General features: G+C 53.4%; 15 protein-coding genes. 2 read left to right on the top strand and 13 right to left on the bottom strand.

Translation table 11 applies throughout. The features are described from left to right. Positions 1-3: 3 nt before the first annotated feature. The gene (gene serB / locus EAH77_RS11210; protein WP_140472626.1) at positions 4-969 is read right to left on the bottom strand and encodes a phosphoserine phosphatase; all 966 of its coding nucleotides are present in this window, start codon (positions 967-969) and stop codon (positions 4-6) included. 193 nt (positions 970-1162) lie between these two features. Between serB and EAH77_RS11205 the strand changes: the two genes are divergently transcribed. Continuing rightward, positions 1163-1960: a YtjB family periplasmic protein gene (locus tag EAH77_RS11205; RefSeq protein ID WP_140472624.1), complete on the top strand. Its 798-nt coding sequence runs from the start codon at positions 1163-1165 to the stop codon at positions 1958-1960. On the opposite strand, the gene yjjJ is transcribed toward EAH77_RS11205, so the two are convergent. From yjjJ to EAH77_RS11145, 12 genes are all read right to left on the bottom strand, one after another. Further along, positions 1957-3291, bottom strand: a complete 1335-nt coding sequence (yjjJ, locus tag EAH77_RS11200; RefSeq protein WP_140472622.1) for a type II toxin-antitoxin system HipA family toxin YjjJ — start codon at positions 3289-3291, stop codon at positions 1957-1959. The two genes, EAH77_RS11205 and yjjJ, sit on opposite strands and share 4 nt — an antisense overlap. A gap of 175 nt (positions 3292-3466) precedes the next feature. Continuing rightward, positions 3467-4186 (bottom strand): purine-nucleoside phosphorylase, encoded by a 720-nt coding sequence (gene deoD, locus EAH77_RS11195; protein WP_140473060.1) that lies wholly within the window; start codon positions 4184-4186, stop codon positions 3467-3469. A gap of 164 nt (positions 4187-4350) precedes the next feature. Further along, positions 4351-5574 carry a phosphopentomutase gene (deoB, locus tag EAH77_RS11190; RefSeq protein ID WP_140472620.1) on the bottom strand — a complete coding sequence of 408 codons (1224 nt, stop codon included), beginning with the start codon at positions 5572-5574 and terminating at the stop codon, positions 4351-4353. Positions 5575-5683: 109 nt separating this feature from the next. Beyond that, the gene (gene deoA, locus EAH77_RS11185; RefSeq protein WP_140472618.1) at positions 5684-7003 is read right to left on the bottom strand and encodes a thymidine phosphorylase; all 1320 of its coding nucleotides are present in this window, start codon (positions 7001-7003) and stop codon (positions 5684-5686) included. Between the two features lie 90 nt (positions 7004-7093). Then, on the bottom strand, positions 7094-7873 hold the full coding sequence (gene deoC / locus EAH77_RS11180; RefSeq protein ID WP_140472616.1) for a deoxyribose-phosphate aldolase: 780 nt from the start codon (positions 7871-7873) through the stop codon (positions 7094-7096). A gap of 567 nt (positions 7874-8440) precedes the next feature. Then, positions 8441-9223 (bottom strand): TatD family hydrolase, encoded by a 783-nt coding sequence (locus tag EAH77_RS11175; protein WP_140472614.1) that lies wholly within the window; start codon positions 9221-9223, stop codon positions 8441-8443. After that, complete coding sequence (locus EAH77_RS11170; RefSeq protein ID WP_241673443.1) at positions 9220-10422, bottom strand: patatin-like phospholipase family protein; 1203 nt, start codon at positions 10420-10422, stop codon at positions 9220-9222. Before EAH77_RS11170 ends, EAH77_RS11175 begins: the two co-directional genes overlap by 4 nt. 197 nt (positions 10423-10619) lie before the next feature. Then, entirely contained in the window at positions 10620-10781 is a 162-nt protein-coding gene (locus tag EAH77_RS11165; RefSeq protein WP_101075078.1) for a DUF1328 domain-containing protein, read from the bottom strand. A 326-nt stretch (positions 10782-11107) separates the two neighbouring features. Then, complete coding sequence (osmY, locus tag EAH77_RS11160) at positions 11108-11698, bottom strand: molecular chaperone OsmY (protein WP_140472612.1); 591 nt, start codon at positions 11696-11698, stop codon at positions 11108-11110. A 432-nt stretch (positions 11699-12130) separates the two neighbouring features. Continuing rightward, positions 12131-13720, bottom strand: a complete 1590-nt coding sequence (prfC, locus tag EAH77_RS11155; protein ID WP_140472610.1) for a peptide chain release factor 3 — start codon at positions 13718-13720, stop codon at positions 12131-12133. 150 nt (positions 13721-13870) lie between these two features. After that, positions 13871-14314: a ribosomal protein S18-alanine N-acetyltransferase gene (gene rimI / locus EAH77_RS11150; protein ID WP_140472608.1), complete on the bottom strand. Its 444-nt coding sequence runs from the start codon at positions 14312-14314 to the stop codon at positions 13871-13873. Further along, complete coding sequence (locus EAH77_RS11145) at positions 14283-14696, bottom strand: DNA polymerase III subunit psi (protein ID WP_140472606.1); 414 nt, start codon at positions 14694-14696, stop codon at positions 14283-14285. Before EAH77_RS11145 ends, rimI begins: the two co-directional genes overlap by 32 nt. A gap of 147 nt (positions 14697-14843) precedes the next feature. Between EAH77_RS11145 and rsmC the strand changes: the two genes are divergently transcribed. Beyond that, complete coding sequence (gene rsmC, locus EAH77_RS11140; RefSeq protein ID WP_140472604.1) at positions 14844-15902, top strand: 16S rRNA (guanine(1207)-N(2))-methyltransferase RsmC; 1059 nt, start codon at positions 14844-14846, stop codon at positions 15900-15902. Positions 15903-16027: the final 125 nt, after the last annotated feature.

Below are 16027 nucleotides of genomic sequence, written 5' to 3'. Positions count from 1 at the left end.
AACCTACGCCACACTGCCACTGAGAATGCACAGCACGCCAATTAAGTCAGCGTGGCGAATACACACTTCGGCCTGTTCGTAGACTTTAGGTTTCGCGTGATAAGCGATACCCATTCCAGCCACCGCCATCATTTTCAAATCATTAGCACCGTCACCAATCGCCACGGTCTGCTCTTTGGCGATGCCCAGTTTGTCTGCCAGCTTCAGCAAGGTATCGGCTTTGTATTGTGCATCAACAATCGGCCCAATGACCCGCCCCGTCAGTTTGCCGTCGCGGACTTCCAGCTCATTGGCCACTACGTCAATCAGGTTCAACTGGTCGCGCAGGTATTCGGCATAATAAGTGAAACCACCGGAGGCGATGGCCACGTTCCAACCCAGTTCCTGCAAACGCTGCACCATGCGGGTCAGACCCGGCATCAGCGGCAAGGTTTCACGCACTTGCTGCAAAATGCTGGCATCGGCATTTTTTAAGGTGGCTACCCGCTGGCGCAAGCTGGCAGCGAAATCCAACTCGCCGCGCATCGCTCGCTCGGTGACTTCCGCCACCTGCTCACCCACGCCCGCCAGTTTGGCAATTTCATCAATGCATTCGATCTCAATCGCGGTAGAATCCATGTCCATCACCAGCAGACCCGGCGTGCGCATATGCGGAACTTTTCCTAACTGCGTCACGTCCAGTCCGAAGGATTCAGCCAGCACTTCCACATCGGCGGTCAGCGCTCCGGCCAGACGGATGACCTGATAGTCATCAACGGTCCAGGCACTGACAATCACCAGTGCACGGCCTAAGCGGCGCTGGAAGTGTGTAATGCTCGTTTTGTCGAGTTTCCTGCCATACAGCAACCAGCCAGTATGCCCGGCACGGTAGTCCAGCGGCATGACTTCGTCACCGCTAAGAGAAAGGGGAAGTCCCGGCCATTGGTGGATCTCCGCGGGAAGATCGCAATAGGTCAGACTGTTTGACATGATGACTCCTGTCGGGCGATGGGGGCTAAAGAAAAGCAAAGACGTCACTCTATACCCAAAAAAATTCGTGTTGCATGAAGGCAGTCAACGCCGAGGCAGCTTGAAGGATGAAGGGTATAAATGACGCATCAAGCTACCCTATCGTGAACGCTTCTGGCAACATTAAAGTCGTCGAAAATCTTAAGGAAATGGAATGGCAAAGGCCAAACTGAAATTTCGCCTGCACCGCACAGTTATCGTACTGATTTGCCTGGCTTTATTGGTTGTGCTTATGCAAGGCGCTTCCTATTTTAGCCTCGGCCATCAGCTTGCACGATCCCAGCAGGTGGAACAACTCGCCCAAACACTGGCGAAACAGGTGGCCTTTACGCTGGCTCCACTGATGAACAGCGACAATGATGGCGCTGATATCGGACAGATTTCCACTATTTTGAATCAACTCACCGATAACAGCCGTATTCTTGACGCCAGCGTTTATGAGATGGACGGCTCACTGGTGGCCCATGCAGGTGAAAAGGTCGCGGTGCGTGACCGGCTGGCGCTCGACGGCAAACGTGCAGGGAGTTATTTCAATCACCAGATTGTACAACCGATTGAAGATAAAGACGGCCCGAGCGGTTTCCTGCGCCTGACGCTGGATACGCACGTGCTGGCCACGGAATCCAAACAGGTGGATAACACCACCAATCTGTTACGACTGATGATGCTGGCCGCGCTTGGCGTCGGTATTATTCTCGCCCGCACGCTGTTGCAGGGCCGCCGTAGCCGCTGGCAGCAGTCCCCCTTCCTGCTGACCGCCAGCAAACCGTTAAAAGAAGATGACGAGCCGGAAGAAGAGGAAGTCGATGAGTTCGGCCCGCCGCCCACGCTCAATATCACCGAACCTGATGCTGAAGTCGCCCCGGCCAAGCCCGCCACCGAAGCGCAAACTAAAGAAGCAGCCCAGGCAGCCTACCGCAGTCTGAAGCGCAGCCGCGAAAGAAGGGATTAAGCCAGACGCTGGATATCGGCGGTAAGTCCTTCCACCTGCGCCAGCATCTGGCTGGCAAGCCGCCTGACCGCATCGTCGCTGGCCACGTTCTGCCAAAACAGCACTGCCCAGCCCTGAGCTTTTTGCCACTGAGCTTTTGAAATGTCCGTATCGAGGCTTAACGGGGCGGGGGTACGGCGCATATTGCCGCTGCTGCCCGGCGCGAAAGCCATCGGCAACATATCGTAGACGGGGGAAAGCTGAAGCGGGGTTTTACGCGGATCGACCGACGGATCAATAAATGACAGATTCCCCTGATGCATATCGCTGTTGGCAATCAGTTTTCCGAAAGCATACAGTTCGCCGATGCGTTCAAGCGTCGCCAACGTGATCAGGCGTCCGGCAAACAGGTTTTTCGCCGCCTGCTGCCAGGTTGACGCGGCTCCCGTAAACTCCGCAGCGACAGCTTCCAGCGAGACGACGCCCCTTCGCCCCCAGATTCCGACTCTGTCGAAGCGTTCGACCTGCAAAAACAGACCTTCGTCACCGTGCGCAATAATCGTCGCACACGCGGCATCCACTCCCTGCGCATTCAGTACATTCAGCGCGTGCGCTTCCGCCCGTAACAAATCTGCCCAGCGGCGGCTATTTTCATTGGACTGCGTTGCAGAAAATTTCACCAAAACATGAGAAGGCGCACGCTCCTGATGCTCAACGTAAATGCTGAATTTAGGCTGTTCTCCCCCGGCTGAAGAACCAATCTGCTCGCCTTCAAGACTCCGTTCGGCAAAGTGCTGATAGACCGTCAGTTTATCCGCCCAAGCAACGGGCTGAAGCGCGGGCTTTGTAAACCAGCGCTGGTAAGAAACCTCACCCAACACGGCATTTCCCACGGTTTCATCGCCCGTTTGTGACAGGGCAATCAAGGTGTGAGTTTCGGTCCAGTCGCGGATATCCGCCGGCAGCCCCAACGCCACGCTGACATCACGTCCCCGCAGACGTCCAAGAAATCCCTGCGGGCGCATATCACTGAGATACCAGGGTATGCCATCAAACAGACTCCACTGCCCGTCACTGCTCTCGACCACGCAACTCTCCCCCGGCCAGACGGGATACAACGTCCCCTCACGTGCCGCGTTCCCTTGCGGGTCAATTCGGTACAGTGCAAAACCAGAGTGTGAGGCAACAGGCCGCAGCAGCGCATAGCGCGTTGCACGCCCTTTGCCCATTTTCAGCAGGCCCGGCGTTTCGGCCATACGTCGCGAGAGTGTTGGCTGACTGATCATCAGCGTTATTGCCAGTTCGGCGCCGCTGGCGTGGCCCTGACGTAAAATATCGGTAACATCAGTCATGATGGAATAGATTCATGAATAGAGTAATGAATAGATTCATAGCATGTGAAAAGCCCGAATTACCATCATTTATACGCAAAGGAAGGATGGTTATGAATAGAAATACTTACAGGAATGAATTAAAAAAGGGTGCCACATGGGCACCCTTTTTACGTTCATCTGGAAAGAAAAGATCTTACTCTTTGTCGCCCAGCAGAACGGATTCCAGTGCGATCTCAACCATGTCGTTGAAGGTCGTCTGGCGTTCTTCCGCAGTGGTTTGTTCGTGGGTACGGATGTGGTCGGAAACCGTACAGATGGTCAGCGCTTTCGCACCGAACTCTGCTGCTACACCGTAGATACCGGCCGCTTCCATTTCCACGCCCAGAATGCCGTACTTTTCCATTACGTCGAACATTTGCGGGTCCGGCGAGTAGAACAGGTCAGCAGAGAAGAGGTTACCTACGCGGGCATGGATGCCTTTCGCTTTAGCGGCATCAGAGGCGTTACGCACCATGTCGTAATCGGCAATGGCCGCGTAGTCGTGGTCTTTGAAACGCATACGGTTCACTTTGGAATCCGTACAGGCGCCCATACCGATCACGATATCACGCAGTTTGATGTCAGCACGCACAGCACCACAAGAGCCCACGCGGATGATCTTTTTCACGCCGAATTCGGTAATAAGCTCTTTGGCATAGATTGAGCAGGAAGGGATGCCCATACCGTGGCCCATCACAGAGATTCTGCGGCCTTTGTAAGTACCGGTGAAGCCCAACATGCCACGCACGTCGTTGACCTGTTTAACATCTTTCAGGAACGTTTCAGCGATGTGTTTAGCGCGCAGCGGGTCGCCCGGCATCAGAACTACGTCAGCGAAGTCGCCCATTGCCGCATTAATGTGTGGAGTTGCCATCATTATCGTCCTTTAAATTCTTATTAAAAATCACTGAAATTAAACCCAATGGATTTCGAGTTGTAGCCAGGCGGCAAGCGCGTGAATCCCCAGGAGCTTAGACCACTAAGTGACTGGGGTGAAGGCGTGAAGCCAACAACGCTACAACTTGAAAGACGCAGGGTTTAGAGCATTGACTTGCCGTAGTCCATTGGCGACAGATCGAAATACTTCGCGACGGTCTGACCGATATCCGCGAAAGTCTCGCGGTGACCCAGCGAACCTGGTTTGACTTTCGGGCCGTAGATTAACACCGGGATGTACTCACGGGTGTGATCTGTGCCACGCCAGGTTGGGTCGCAACCGTGGTCAGCGGTGAAGATGATGATGTCATCGTCTTTCACCAGTTCCAGCAGCTCAGGCAGTCGGCGGTCGAACAGCTCCAGCGCAGCGGCATAACCCGGCACGTCACGGCGGTGGCCGTAAGAGGAGTCGAAATCAACGAAGTTGGTGAAGACAATGGTTTTGTCGCCCGCTTCTTTCATCTCTTTGATGGTCGCGTCAAACAGAGCGTCCAGACCGGTGGCTTTCACTTTCTTAGTGATACCGACCTGCGCATAGATATCTGCGATTTTACCGACTGAAACCACGTGGCCGTTTTTCTCATCAACCAGTTTTTTCAGGATAGTCGGGGCCGGTGGCTCGACCGCTAAGTCGTGACGGTTACCGGTACGTTCGAAGTGACCGGCTTTGTCGCCGATGAACGGACGGGCAATCACGCGGCCGATGTTGTAGCCGCCTTTGGTCAGCTCTTCACGGGCGATTTCGCACAGTTCATACAGACGGTCCAGCCCGAAGGTCTCTTCGTGGCAGGCGATCTGGAAGACGGAGTCAGCAGAGGTGTAGAAAATCGGTTTGCCGGTTTTCATGTGCTCTTCGCCAAGCTCATCCAAAACAACAGTACCGGAAGAGTGACAGTTACCGAGGTAACCCGGCAGATTGCCGCGTTCAACCAGGATGTCGAGCAGCTCCTGCGGGAAGCTATTCTTTTCATCGCTGAAGTAGCCCCAGTCAAACAGCACAGGCACACCGGCAATTTCCCAGTGGCCTGACGGGGTGTCTTTACCGGAAGAGAGTTCGCTGGCATAAGCATACGCACCGGTGATTTCAGCATCACCGTCCATGCCGTCAGGAATTTTACCGGTCGATTCTTCAGCCGCTTTTGCCAGGCCCAGACGGGTCAGGTTCGGCAGATTCAGCGGGCCTTTGCGTCCCTTGTCAGCTTCGCCACGGGCGCAGGCAGCAGCAATATGTCCCAGTGTGTCAGAACCTGTATCACCGAATTTTTCAGCATCTTCACTGGCACCAATACCAAATGAGTCCAATACCATGATAAACGTACGTTTCATCTTGCACTCCTACGCTTGGTTATTCGTTGCGTGCGTCGGTTCAGGCCGACACACTGATCATATTGATTTGGGGGCATCATGAATATTTTTCAACCCCCTTTTCATGTCATTAATTAATACGACGGTAGACCACCGGCGTGCTTTCCGGCGCAGTGTCACTGAGGACAACGGCGGTGCGCACCTCTTCGGCGGCCTGTTGCCAGGCTTCTTCGCTGTTGGCATGAATCATCGCCAGCGGCTGTTGGGTATCGACTTTCTGGCCGAGCTGCGCCATGTGCGTCAGACCTACGCTGTAGTCGATAGCATCACTGGCGCGACGACGGCCACCACCCAATGACACCACCACCATACCGAGCGCACGAGTGTCCATTGCGCTGACGATGCCGGCTTTCTCGGAGTAAACCGGTTTGCTCAGCGTCGCCTGTGGCAGATAGCTGTCGTAGCGTTCGATAAAGTCGGTCGGGCCTTTTTGCGCGGCAATCATGCGGCCAAAAATTTCTGCCGCTTTGCCGTTATCCAACACTGCCTGCAATTTACTGCGGGCGTCAGCGTCGTCTTTAGCTAAACCACCTGACAGCAGCATTTCTACACACAGCGCCATCGTGACTTCAAGCAGACGCGGGTTACGGTATGCACCCGTCAGGAAGCGCACCGCTTCGCGCACTTCAACGGCGTTACCGGCGCTGGAGGCCAGCACCTGATTCATGTCAGTCAGCAGCGCGGTGGTTTTGCAGCCTGCGCCGTTAGCGACATCAACAATGGCCTGCGCCAAATCCTGCGACAGCTGGTAAGTGGGCATAAATGCGCCGGAGCCGACTTTCACATCCATGACCAGTGCGTCCAGGCCTTCGGCCAGTTTCTTGGCGAGGATCGAGGCGGTGATCAGCGGAATGGAGTCAACGGTCGCGGTAATGTCACGCGTCGCATAGAAGCGTTTATCCGCCGGTGCCAGCGAGCTGGTCTGGCCGATAATGGCCACGCCGACGTCCTGAATAATGCTGCGGAAACGGTTGTCATCCGGGAAGATATCAAAACCCGGGATGGCTTCCAGTTTGTCCAACGTACCACCGGTATGGCCGAGGCCACGCCCGGAGATCATCGGCACATAACCACCACAGGCGGCCACCATCGGGCCAAGCATCAGCGAGGTCACGTCACCGACACCGCCGGTGGAGTGTTTATCCACAATCGGGCCGTTGAGATTCAGGCTTTTCCAGTTAAGGACAGTACCGGAATCACGCATTGCCATGGTCAGCGCCACGCGCTCTTTCATGTTCATATCATTGAAATAGATGGTCATTGCCAATGCGGCAATCTGACCTTCGGAGACCTGGCTATCACGAATACCATTGATGAAAAAGCGAATTTCTTCTTCGCTTAAAGGGTGTCCGTCACGTTTTTTACGAATGATTTCTTGGGCGAGAAACACGGAGTGCTCCTTTATGACTAGGCATGTAGAGGTAGTTACCAGAGGTTCGACAATAAGGGTTCAATAAAATGAACCCTTAGGCTTTTACCGTTAGTAGCTGCTGGTCGATTTTTGGTCAGCGTGGCCGAGCGTGGTCAGCAGGCTGGCCAACAGGCTTGAGGCACCGAAACGGAAATGGCGCGCATCGGCCCATTCGCGGCCCAGCAGGCGGTCAGCCAGTGCCAGATATTGTGCAGCGTCTTCAGCGGTTTTTACGCCACCGGCAGGTTTGAAGCCAACGTCTTTGCCCACACCCATTTCAGCGATCACGCTCATCATCAGCTCTGCACTGTGCAGCGTGGCGTTTTCAGGCACTTTACCGGTGGAGGTTTTGATGAAGTCAGCGCCAGCTTTGATAGCAATTTCGGACGCTTTACGGATCAGCGAATCCTGCTTCAGCTCACCGGTTTCGATGATCACTTTCAGCAAAACGTTGGCGGCGGCGCAGGCTTCTTTGCACTGTTTGACCAGTTCAAAACCGACCTGCTCGTTACCGGCGATCAACGCACGATAAGGGAAAACGACGTCCACTTCATCTGCGCCATACGCGATGGCAGCACGGGTTTCGGCTACGGCGATGTCAATGTCATCGTTGCCGTGAGGGAAGTTAGTGACGGTAGCGATACGGATGTCCGGCGTGCCCTGTTCGCGCAGTGCTTTACGGGCAGCAGGAATGAAACGCGGATAAATACAAACGGCAGCGGTGTTGCCAGCCGGGCTTTTAGCCTGATGACACAGCGCGATCACTTTCGCGTCAGTATCGTCTTCATTGAGGGTGGTTAAGTCCATCAGGCTCAGCGCACGTTGTGCTGCGGCGGTTAAATCGGTCATAAAACTCTCCAACAATTTTCAATTCCAGCGACCAGCCAGAACTGAGCATACAGTCATGAATTTGCGGTGCGCCCAGGGCGTCAGCAGAATTCTGCACGGTTGGCGAGCGGACTTGGTTCCTTGAAGATAGCGTGCGGAAAATAGGGTGAATCATTTCCGCTGGCAACTGAGATCCTTCTCACCGCGCTTGGATTGGCATCAGCCAATTCGTTGTGACTATTTGAACACGTCACTTCAGGTTGTTGTGTGCAGTATTTCACACAAAATGAAAACCCATTGCAACGTTACTTGGTGAAATGAGACCAAGGTCACACAACACCGGCTCTATGCTCAGAATTTGGCCTGAATAAAGAGTGTATACCCCTTTCGTGACAACAGAAGTCGGGCCACTCACTCTGTGACTACCGACCGGTAATCACGAAAGGAATGTTATAATAATAACATTCACAAGGGAAGTGATTGCGCCAAACAAACTTGATACAGGAGTATTTGAGGACTAAAAGATAAGATAAATGTTATTTAAATAACATAATGAATTTTCAGGATGTAGGAAGACAGTTGAAACTATCAGGCAGGCAGAGAAAAAATGCGACGGGTGTTTTCGAGCAGCGCCGTGGCGATCTGCTCCGGCGTTTCGCTGCGCAGCTCGCACAGCACATCAAACACGGCTGCAGCCCGCTCGGGTCGATTAGGCTGCCCCTGAAACCCCTGTAAAGGCATATCTGGTGCATCGGTTTCCAGCAGCAGGGAAGAGAGAGGAAGTTGCGCCATGACATTACGGGTTTTCTGCGCCCGCTCGTAGCTGATGGTTCCGCCGACGCCGATAGCAAATCCCAGTTTCACAAACGCCTGCGCCTGCGACAGGCTGCCCGCAAAGCCGTGAACGACGCCGGTGGCCGGAAGCTGAGTCTGACGTAGCATCGCCGCAAGCTGATCGTGACTGCGGCGTGAATGCAGGATCACCGGCAGGTTTTCACGCTTCGCCAGCGCGAATTGCGCTCTGAGCAGCCGTTGTTGCCGTTCAAACTGCGGCTGATCGATGTACAGATCCAGACCGATCTCCCCGACCGCCACCATTTTGGTATCACGGCTGGATAGCCAAGAATCGAGCAACTCAAGATCGGCATCGTTATGTTGAGAGACATAGATCGGATGCAGCCCAAGCGCAGCAAAAACTTGCGGATGGTTTTTTGCCAGCGTCACCACGCCCTGAAAACGATCGGCGGTGACGGCCGGGACGATCAACTGACGCACACCCGCGGCCTGCGCATTTTGCAGGCTCTCGGTTTCAGCACCGATAAACGGCGGGAAATCGAAATGGCAGTGTGTGTCAATCAGGTGAAAACTCACCGATTCTCACCTTCGTTATAGCTGCTCTCATCGTTGTGCGGCATCTCGTTGTGAGCGACGTGTTGAGCGTCATCATGAAATGCACTGGCCGCCGGGCGCACCATGCCACCGTCGGCCACCAGATCGGTGAGCACGGCAGGATCAAGAATGATCTGCTCGACAGTGCTGGCAACTGCCGCAATCGGAATGACGTTATCGGGATTCTCCTGCGGCACCACCACGCGTTTCGGCCGTGTTTTGCGCGGCGTGATAAAGGGCATCGCGTGCTCGTTCTCGCGCGGAATAAACCAGTGCGAAGCGGCCGACAGGAAGTAACGAGCGCAGCGGCGGCCAAGGTGATAATCCTGATTCAGCGCCGGTAAGCGACTGCCTAACGCATGGCTGGCGAGTGGCTTCGGCGGGAAAATCTCAAAGATGCGCAGATCGCCTGGCGGATTTTCGATGAACTGCTGAATGCGGTGATAGCTGCTTTCATGATGCTGCATCATGCGTACCAGTTGTTGCAGGCTACTTTCGCTCAGCCACTGTTCCATACGCTTCATCCACTGCGGCGTGTAGAACATTGCCGAGGGGACAGTGCGGATCACCACAATGGTATCCGCGCCACGCCGGTACGCCTCTTCAACCGGAATCGCGTCGCTGATGCCGCCGTCCTGATAACTGATGCCGTCAAGATCGACACCCATACGGTAAAAACCGGGGATGGCGCTGGAGGCTTTGATCACCGGCAGCCAATTTTCGCGAGTGGGGGAAAAATAGTTGGCGGTGTAGTCGTCGCTGCGACAGGCGCACATCAGAAACTCGCGGCCATCGATCAACAACTTTTCAGCTGAGTCCATGGCCAGCGGCATGTTCCTGGAAGTTTCATCCACCAGCCAGTCGAGATCGATCAGGTGCCCGCCACGCACAAAGCGCAGAGGGTTAAAAAAGTGAGGGCTGGTGGTGTAACGGGTGATCACGCGACGCGCGTATCCCGGCTGGCCGCAAACAAACGCAGAGAGGTTTTGTGCACCGGCAGAGGTGCCGATAAACAGGTCGAACGGATTGAAGCCCGCACGCTGAAATTCGTCCAGCACGCCAGCGGTGAAAATCCCGCGTTGACCTCCACCTTCACACACCAGCGCAATCTTGCCTGGTTGGTAAGGTTTGTACGCCAGCGGTTCAATATTGCCCAGCGTGACAGGTATTCTGTATCCCAACGCCTTCCCCTCAGTAGACAGGCCGCAAAATCTATGGGCCTCACCTCAGAGCATACCTTGTCTTTTTCAGTTCTGTAATTTTCTAATAAAATACCGGAGATTAAATCGTTACTTTCTGTTAACCAGGTTTGGCCCAACAGGGTACGATACAATCTCCGGCAGGAGTCTACTCAGTGCTTATTCTTTCCGTCGGAATGTCAGAGTCGTTTACGTCCGGTAAACAGGCTGATCAGGAACAGAATGATACCCACTACGAAGACGATTTTTGCAGCCCAGGCAGCTGTACCAGCCAGACCACCAAAACCCAGTGCCGCCGCGATTAACGCGATGATTAGAAATATAATGCCCCAACGAAACATAAGCTTCTCCTTTACCCTATTTAACTTTTGCCCAATTCACATGGTGTACCCAATATCCCGGGCCTCACTCAGTTTTAAACCTTTCTATTTTGGCTTTTTAAAACCCGATGTGGCCGGATAATAAAAATGCTTACCTTTTAAAGATAGCTGCAAAAATGAAAGTGTCAGAAAAACCGGTCATTTTCTTAAGCCGGAAGGCCCCATGTGTTCTGTTTTATAGTGTGTTGATGCTGACTTCATAAGAGCAGGTTGCCCGCCTCGTGACAGGCAACCTTTACTCACGACGTTGTGACCACTCAACGATGCGTTACTGCGCACCTGAGAGCTTATGGTGCAATTTTCAGGTCGTTTTTGACGCTTTTCACACCATCAACGGTTTTAGCAACGCTCTCTGCGCGGTCAGACTGAGCCTGATCTTTTACAGAACCGGACAGCTGAACTACGCCATCGGTAGTTTCAACTTTCACCATACGTGAAGGGACAATATCGTCAGCCAGCAGTTTCGCTTTCACCGAGGTGGTGGTGGCAGTATCACCGGCATAACCTTTCACAGACTGGTCTTTGCTATCTTTGGTATGCAGTTTATCGCTGACGGATTTCACACCCTCAACTTTAGTCGCCAAAGCCACAGCCTGTTCAGCTTCTGACTGGGAACCCACAAAACCGCTCAGCGTTACAACGCCGTTATCCGTTTTTACCGAGATATCGTTGCTTTTGATCGCTTTATCGTCGACCAGGGCACTTTTCACTTTTGCTGTGATGGCGCTATCGCCCATGTAGTTATCAACTTTCTTCATGGAACTATCGATTTTTGCACCTGCGCTATCAGTTGTGGTTGCAGCGAATGCACTACCGCTCATCAGTGCGGTACCCAGAACAACAGCCATCATGGAATAGGCAAATTTAGAGTTTTTCATCGATTTTTTTCCTTTCAGTTTATAAGCCCTAATTGCGGGCTCTGTACGTCACATTCTTGGTGACGCCTTCTAGCCAAATGTATTGCTGAGCATTTCCGTTCTGCATAGCAGAGTACTTCGTTTTATGCTGACTTTTAATCGCCTTTCGATATAACACTCTGCATCGTGACTTCAAACCAGTGCTTTAAGCCACTATTTGCTGACACACATTCAATATAGTCAAGAATGGGCAAAACAGTAGGAAGATCGTTGTTAACAGGCCCGAATGCAGATAAGTCTTAGGGTTTGGCGGAAAAACAGACGATTTTTTGGGCAGGACGCGGGGAAAATGAACAGCGGAAATGGGCGGAGAAATCAAAACATCCGTCACAATGCATAAAAAAAGACGGCGCAAGGGCCGTCTTCAACGTTAAAAATCGACGATAACGCGCATTAATGCTCGCGGGTTTTACGGAATTTCACTTCAGGATAACGCTCAGACGCCAAATTCAGGTTCACCATCGTCGGCGCGATGTAGGCTAAATTATCGCCGCCATCCAGCGCCAGGTTGGTTTCGTTTTTACGTTTGAATTCTTCGAATTTCTTCACGTCGTCGCACTCAACCCAACGGGCGGTCGTCACGTTGACCGATTCATAAATCGCTTCGACGTTATATTCACTTTTCAGACGCGCCACCACCACTTCAAACTGCAGTACACCGACGGCACCCACGATCAAATCGTTATTGGAGATGGGACGGAATACCTGAACCGCGCCCTCTTCAGAAAGCTGAACCAGCCCTTTAAGCAGCTGTTTCTGTTTCAGTGGGTCACGCAAGCGGATACGACGGAACATTTCCGGGGCGAAGTTCGGAATACCGGTGAACTTCATGTTTTCACCCTGCGTGAAGGTATCGCCAATCTGAATGGTGCCGTGGTTATGCAAACCAATAATGTCGCCTGGGAAAGCTTCTTCTACATGAGAACGATCGCCGGCCATAAAGGTCAGGGCATCAGAAATCACCACGTCTTTACCGGTACGCACCTGACGCAGCTTCATGCCTTTTTCATACCGGCCGGAAACCACACGCATGAACGCCACGCGGTCGCGGTGTTTCGGATCCATATTGGCCTGAATTTTGAAGATGAAACCGGTGAATTTCTCATCGTCGGCTTTGACTTCACGCAGATCGGTTTTACGCGGCATCGGCGCTGGCGCCCACTCCATTAAGCCGTCCAGCATGTGATCCACGCCGAAGTTGCCGAGAGCGGTACCAAAGAAGACCGGGGTTAAGTCGCCGCTGATAAACGCATCGTGATCAAACTCGTGCGAAGCACCCTGCACCAGTTCCAGCTCTTCGCGCAGTTGCTTAGCCAGATCTTCGCCGACGGCGATATCGAGATCGGGGTTACTTAACCCTTTAACAATGCGGACTTCCTGAATAATGCTGCCTTTACCGGTCTGATACAGATACGTTTCATCCTTATAAAGGTGGTAAACGCCTTTGAACAACTTACCGCAACCGATAGGCCAGGTGATTGGCGAGCACGCAATTTTCAGCTCCCGTTCCACTTCATCCATCACTTCCATGGGGTCTCGGATGTCACGGTCGAGTTTGTTCATAAACGTCAGGATCGGCGTATCGCGCAGACGGGTGACTTCCATCAGCTTACGGGTCCGGTCTTCAACGCCTTTCGCGGCGTCGATCACCATCAGACAGCAGTCCACGGCGGTCAATGTGCGGTAAGTATCTTCGGAGAAATCTTCGTGCCCAGGGGTATCGAGCAGATTGACCAGGCACTTTTTATACGGGAATTGCATCACCGAGGTGGTGATAGAAATACCACGTTGTTTTTCCATTTCCATCCAGTCGGATTTGGCGTGATGGCTTGAGCCACGGCCTTTAACCGTCCCGGCGGTCTGAATCGCGTTGCCGAATAACAACACTTTTTCAGTAATGGTGGTTTTACCCGCATCGGGGTGAGAGATAATGGCAAAGGTACGACGCTTAGCCACTTCGAGGGCGAATTCACTTGGAGACATGTTTTTCACGTTTCTTCGGTTGGCCGCCCTGCATCATTGTTCATCACGTCAGAGGACGTCAGGCAAAGCGGTATAAAAGTTATAGCCGGCTATTTTCACTGATTTAGCCGGGATGGGCAATCAATGGTTTTAAGCCGGGCCAGAGGTTTCTTAGCCCAGTATCAGCGCCATCATAATGGCGTCTTCTCGGCCTTGTGCGGAAGGGTAGTAATTGCGGCGGACTGAGACTTCATTGAAGCCGAGGCTTTCATAAAGCGCGATGGCCGTGCTGTTCGAGGCGCGAACTTCGAGCCAAAGCGTCACAACATCGCGTTGTTCGAGTTGCCGGATAACCTCTTCGAGCAGCGTACGCCCCAACCCCTGGCGCTGAAAGGCCGGATCGATGGCGATATTAAACAGTGTCGCTTCGTCGAGAACAATTTGAGTGATGGCGAAACCGGCCATCTCGTCGCTCTGCATCATTTTCAGGTTGAGATAGCGCTCCCCCTGATTGCTGGCGAATGTTTTCTCCGTCCACGGAAAAGCATGGCTGGCGTTTTCAATCTGAAAAGCGCGGGTTAAATCAGCGGGCGTCAGGATAGAAATGCTGTTCATTTTCACAAATCTGCTGCCAGAGCGCGCGTTTGGCCCCGGCGTTTTGATAAAGCTCGGACAGCGCCGGGCTGGATAACTGCGTGCCTTCGACCCTTAACGGTTCGTTGATGCCCAGTCGCCAAGTGTTGCAGTGAGTGCCTTCAGGCAGCATCGCGACCTGTTCGGGCGTCAGGTGGTAAACTTGTTGCGCCGCCAGTGCCAGCGCGCGCAGCACATCGGCGAACAGAGGGTCATCGCCAGCAGGCGGTACGTCGGCGACAATCAGCAGCCTTGTGTCGTCAGGCAGGCTGACGGCCACTTCACCTTGTAAAACAGCCGGTTTGCGCAGCGTCCACTGCGTAATCCCCATCTGTTGTAACAGCCAGTCTCGTCTTGATGCCATGCCCATTCCTGTCTGTTGGCGACCCGTTACTCTGAAGATTTGCGCCCGTTAATTCACGATAATGCCGCGCTATGCTAGCAAACCCATCGAACGTGCGCCAATAAACCTCTATAATGCCGGACTATATTCCTGAGGAGCCACAACCTGATGTCTGCATTAACCCCGGCAAGTGAAGTAATACTGCGCCACAGTGATGAATTTACAGGGCGCCGCGTGCTGTTTGCCGGTGACTTGCAAGATGATTTACCCGCTAATTTCGCTGAAGAGACCGGTGCCGAAGAGGTCCGCGTTCACACCAACCAATATCACCACGGGCAAATGCTCGGTGGCGCACTGCAAGACAACGTGCAGTTCAGCCTGCTGGCTGACGCTGAATTTATCGCGCCAACCGACCTGCTGATCTACTACTGGCCGAAGAGCAAGCAAGAAGCCAAATTCCAACTGTTTAATCTGCTATCGCAATTGCCAGTCGGCATTGATGTTTTTGTGGTCGGTGAAAACCGTTGCGGCGTCCGTAGCGTTGACACCGTGCTGGAAGAGATTTGCGCAGTGAACAAAATCGACAGTGCGCGCCGCTGCGGTTTGTATCACGGCCGTCTGGAAAAACAACCTGAGTTTAACGCCGAAGAGTGGTGGGATACTTACATGGTTGAAGAAGTGACCATCAAAACGCTGCCAGGCGTATTCAGCCGCGAAGGGCTCGACAGCGGCAGTTTGCTGCTGATCAACAGTTTCGACCAGCCGGTAAAAGGTAAAGTACTGGATATCGCCTGCGGTTCCGGCGTTCTGGCCGCCGTGCTTGCCACCTATTCACCAAAAATGAAAATCACGCTGAGCGACGTCAGCGCCGCTGCCATCGAAGCCAGCCGTGCCACGCTTGCTGCGAATGAGCTGCAGGGCGAAGTGATCGCCAGCAACGTCTATTCCGACATCGCCGGGCGGTATGACATGATCATCTCCAACCCGCCGTTCCACGAAGGGTTGCAAACCAGCCTGCACGCCGCAGAACAGCTGATCCGCGGCGCGGCCAAGCACCTGAATGTCGGTGGCCATCTGCGCATTGTGGCTAACTCATTCCTGCCGTATGCCGCCCTGCTGGACGCCACTTTTGGCAGCCACGAAGTGCTGGCGCAGAATGCCCGCTTCAAGGTGTATCAGGCAACGTTAGGCCGCACACCGCGCGACAGTAAAAAGAAAAAACGTTAACAGGGGGCATACCCTTCCCGTGCCGCAGCCTTCATCCGCTGCGGCCATGGATAGAGCAATTCGCACGCGTAATTGAAGCGAATTGCTCTATCCATGGCGAATATGCTGCTTTTTGCGCCAAACGT

It is taken from the genome of Ewingella americana (genome assembly GCF_006438725.1).
GTDB lineage: Bacteria > Pseudomonadota > Gammaproteobacteria > Enterobacterales > Enterobacteriaceae > Ewingella > Ewingella americana_A.
This window is presented reverse-complemented; position numbering and strand designations above follow the sequence as displayed.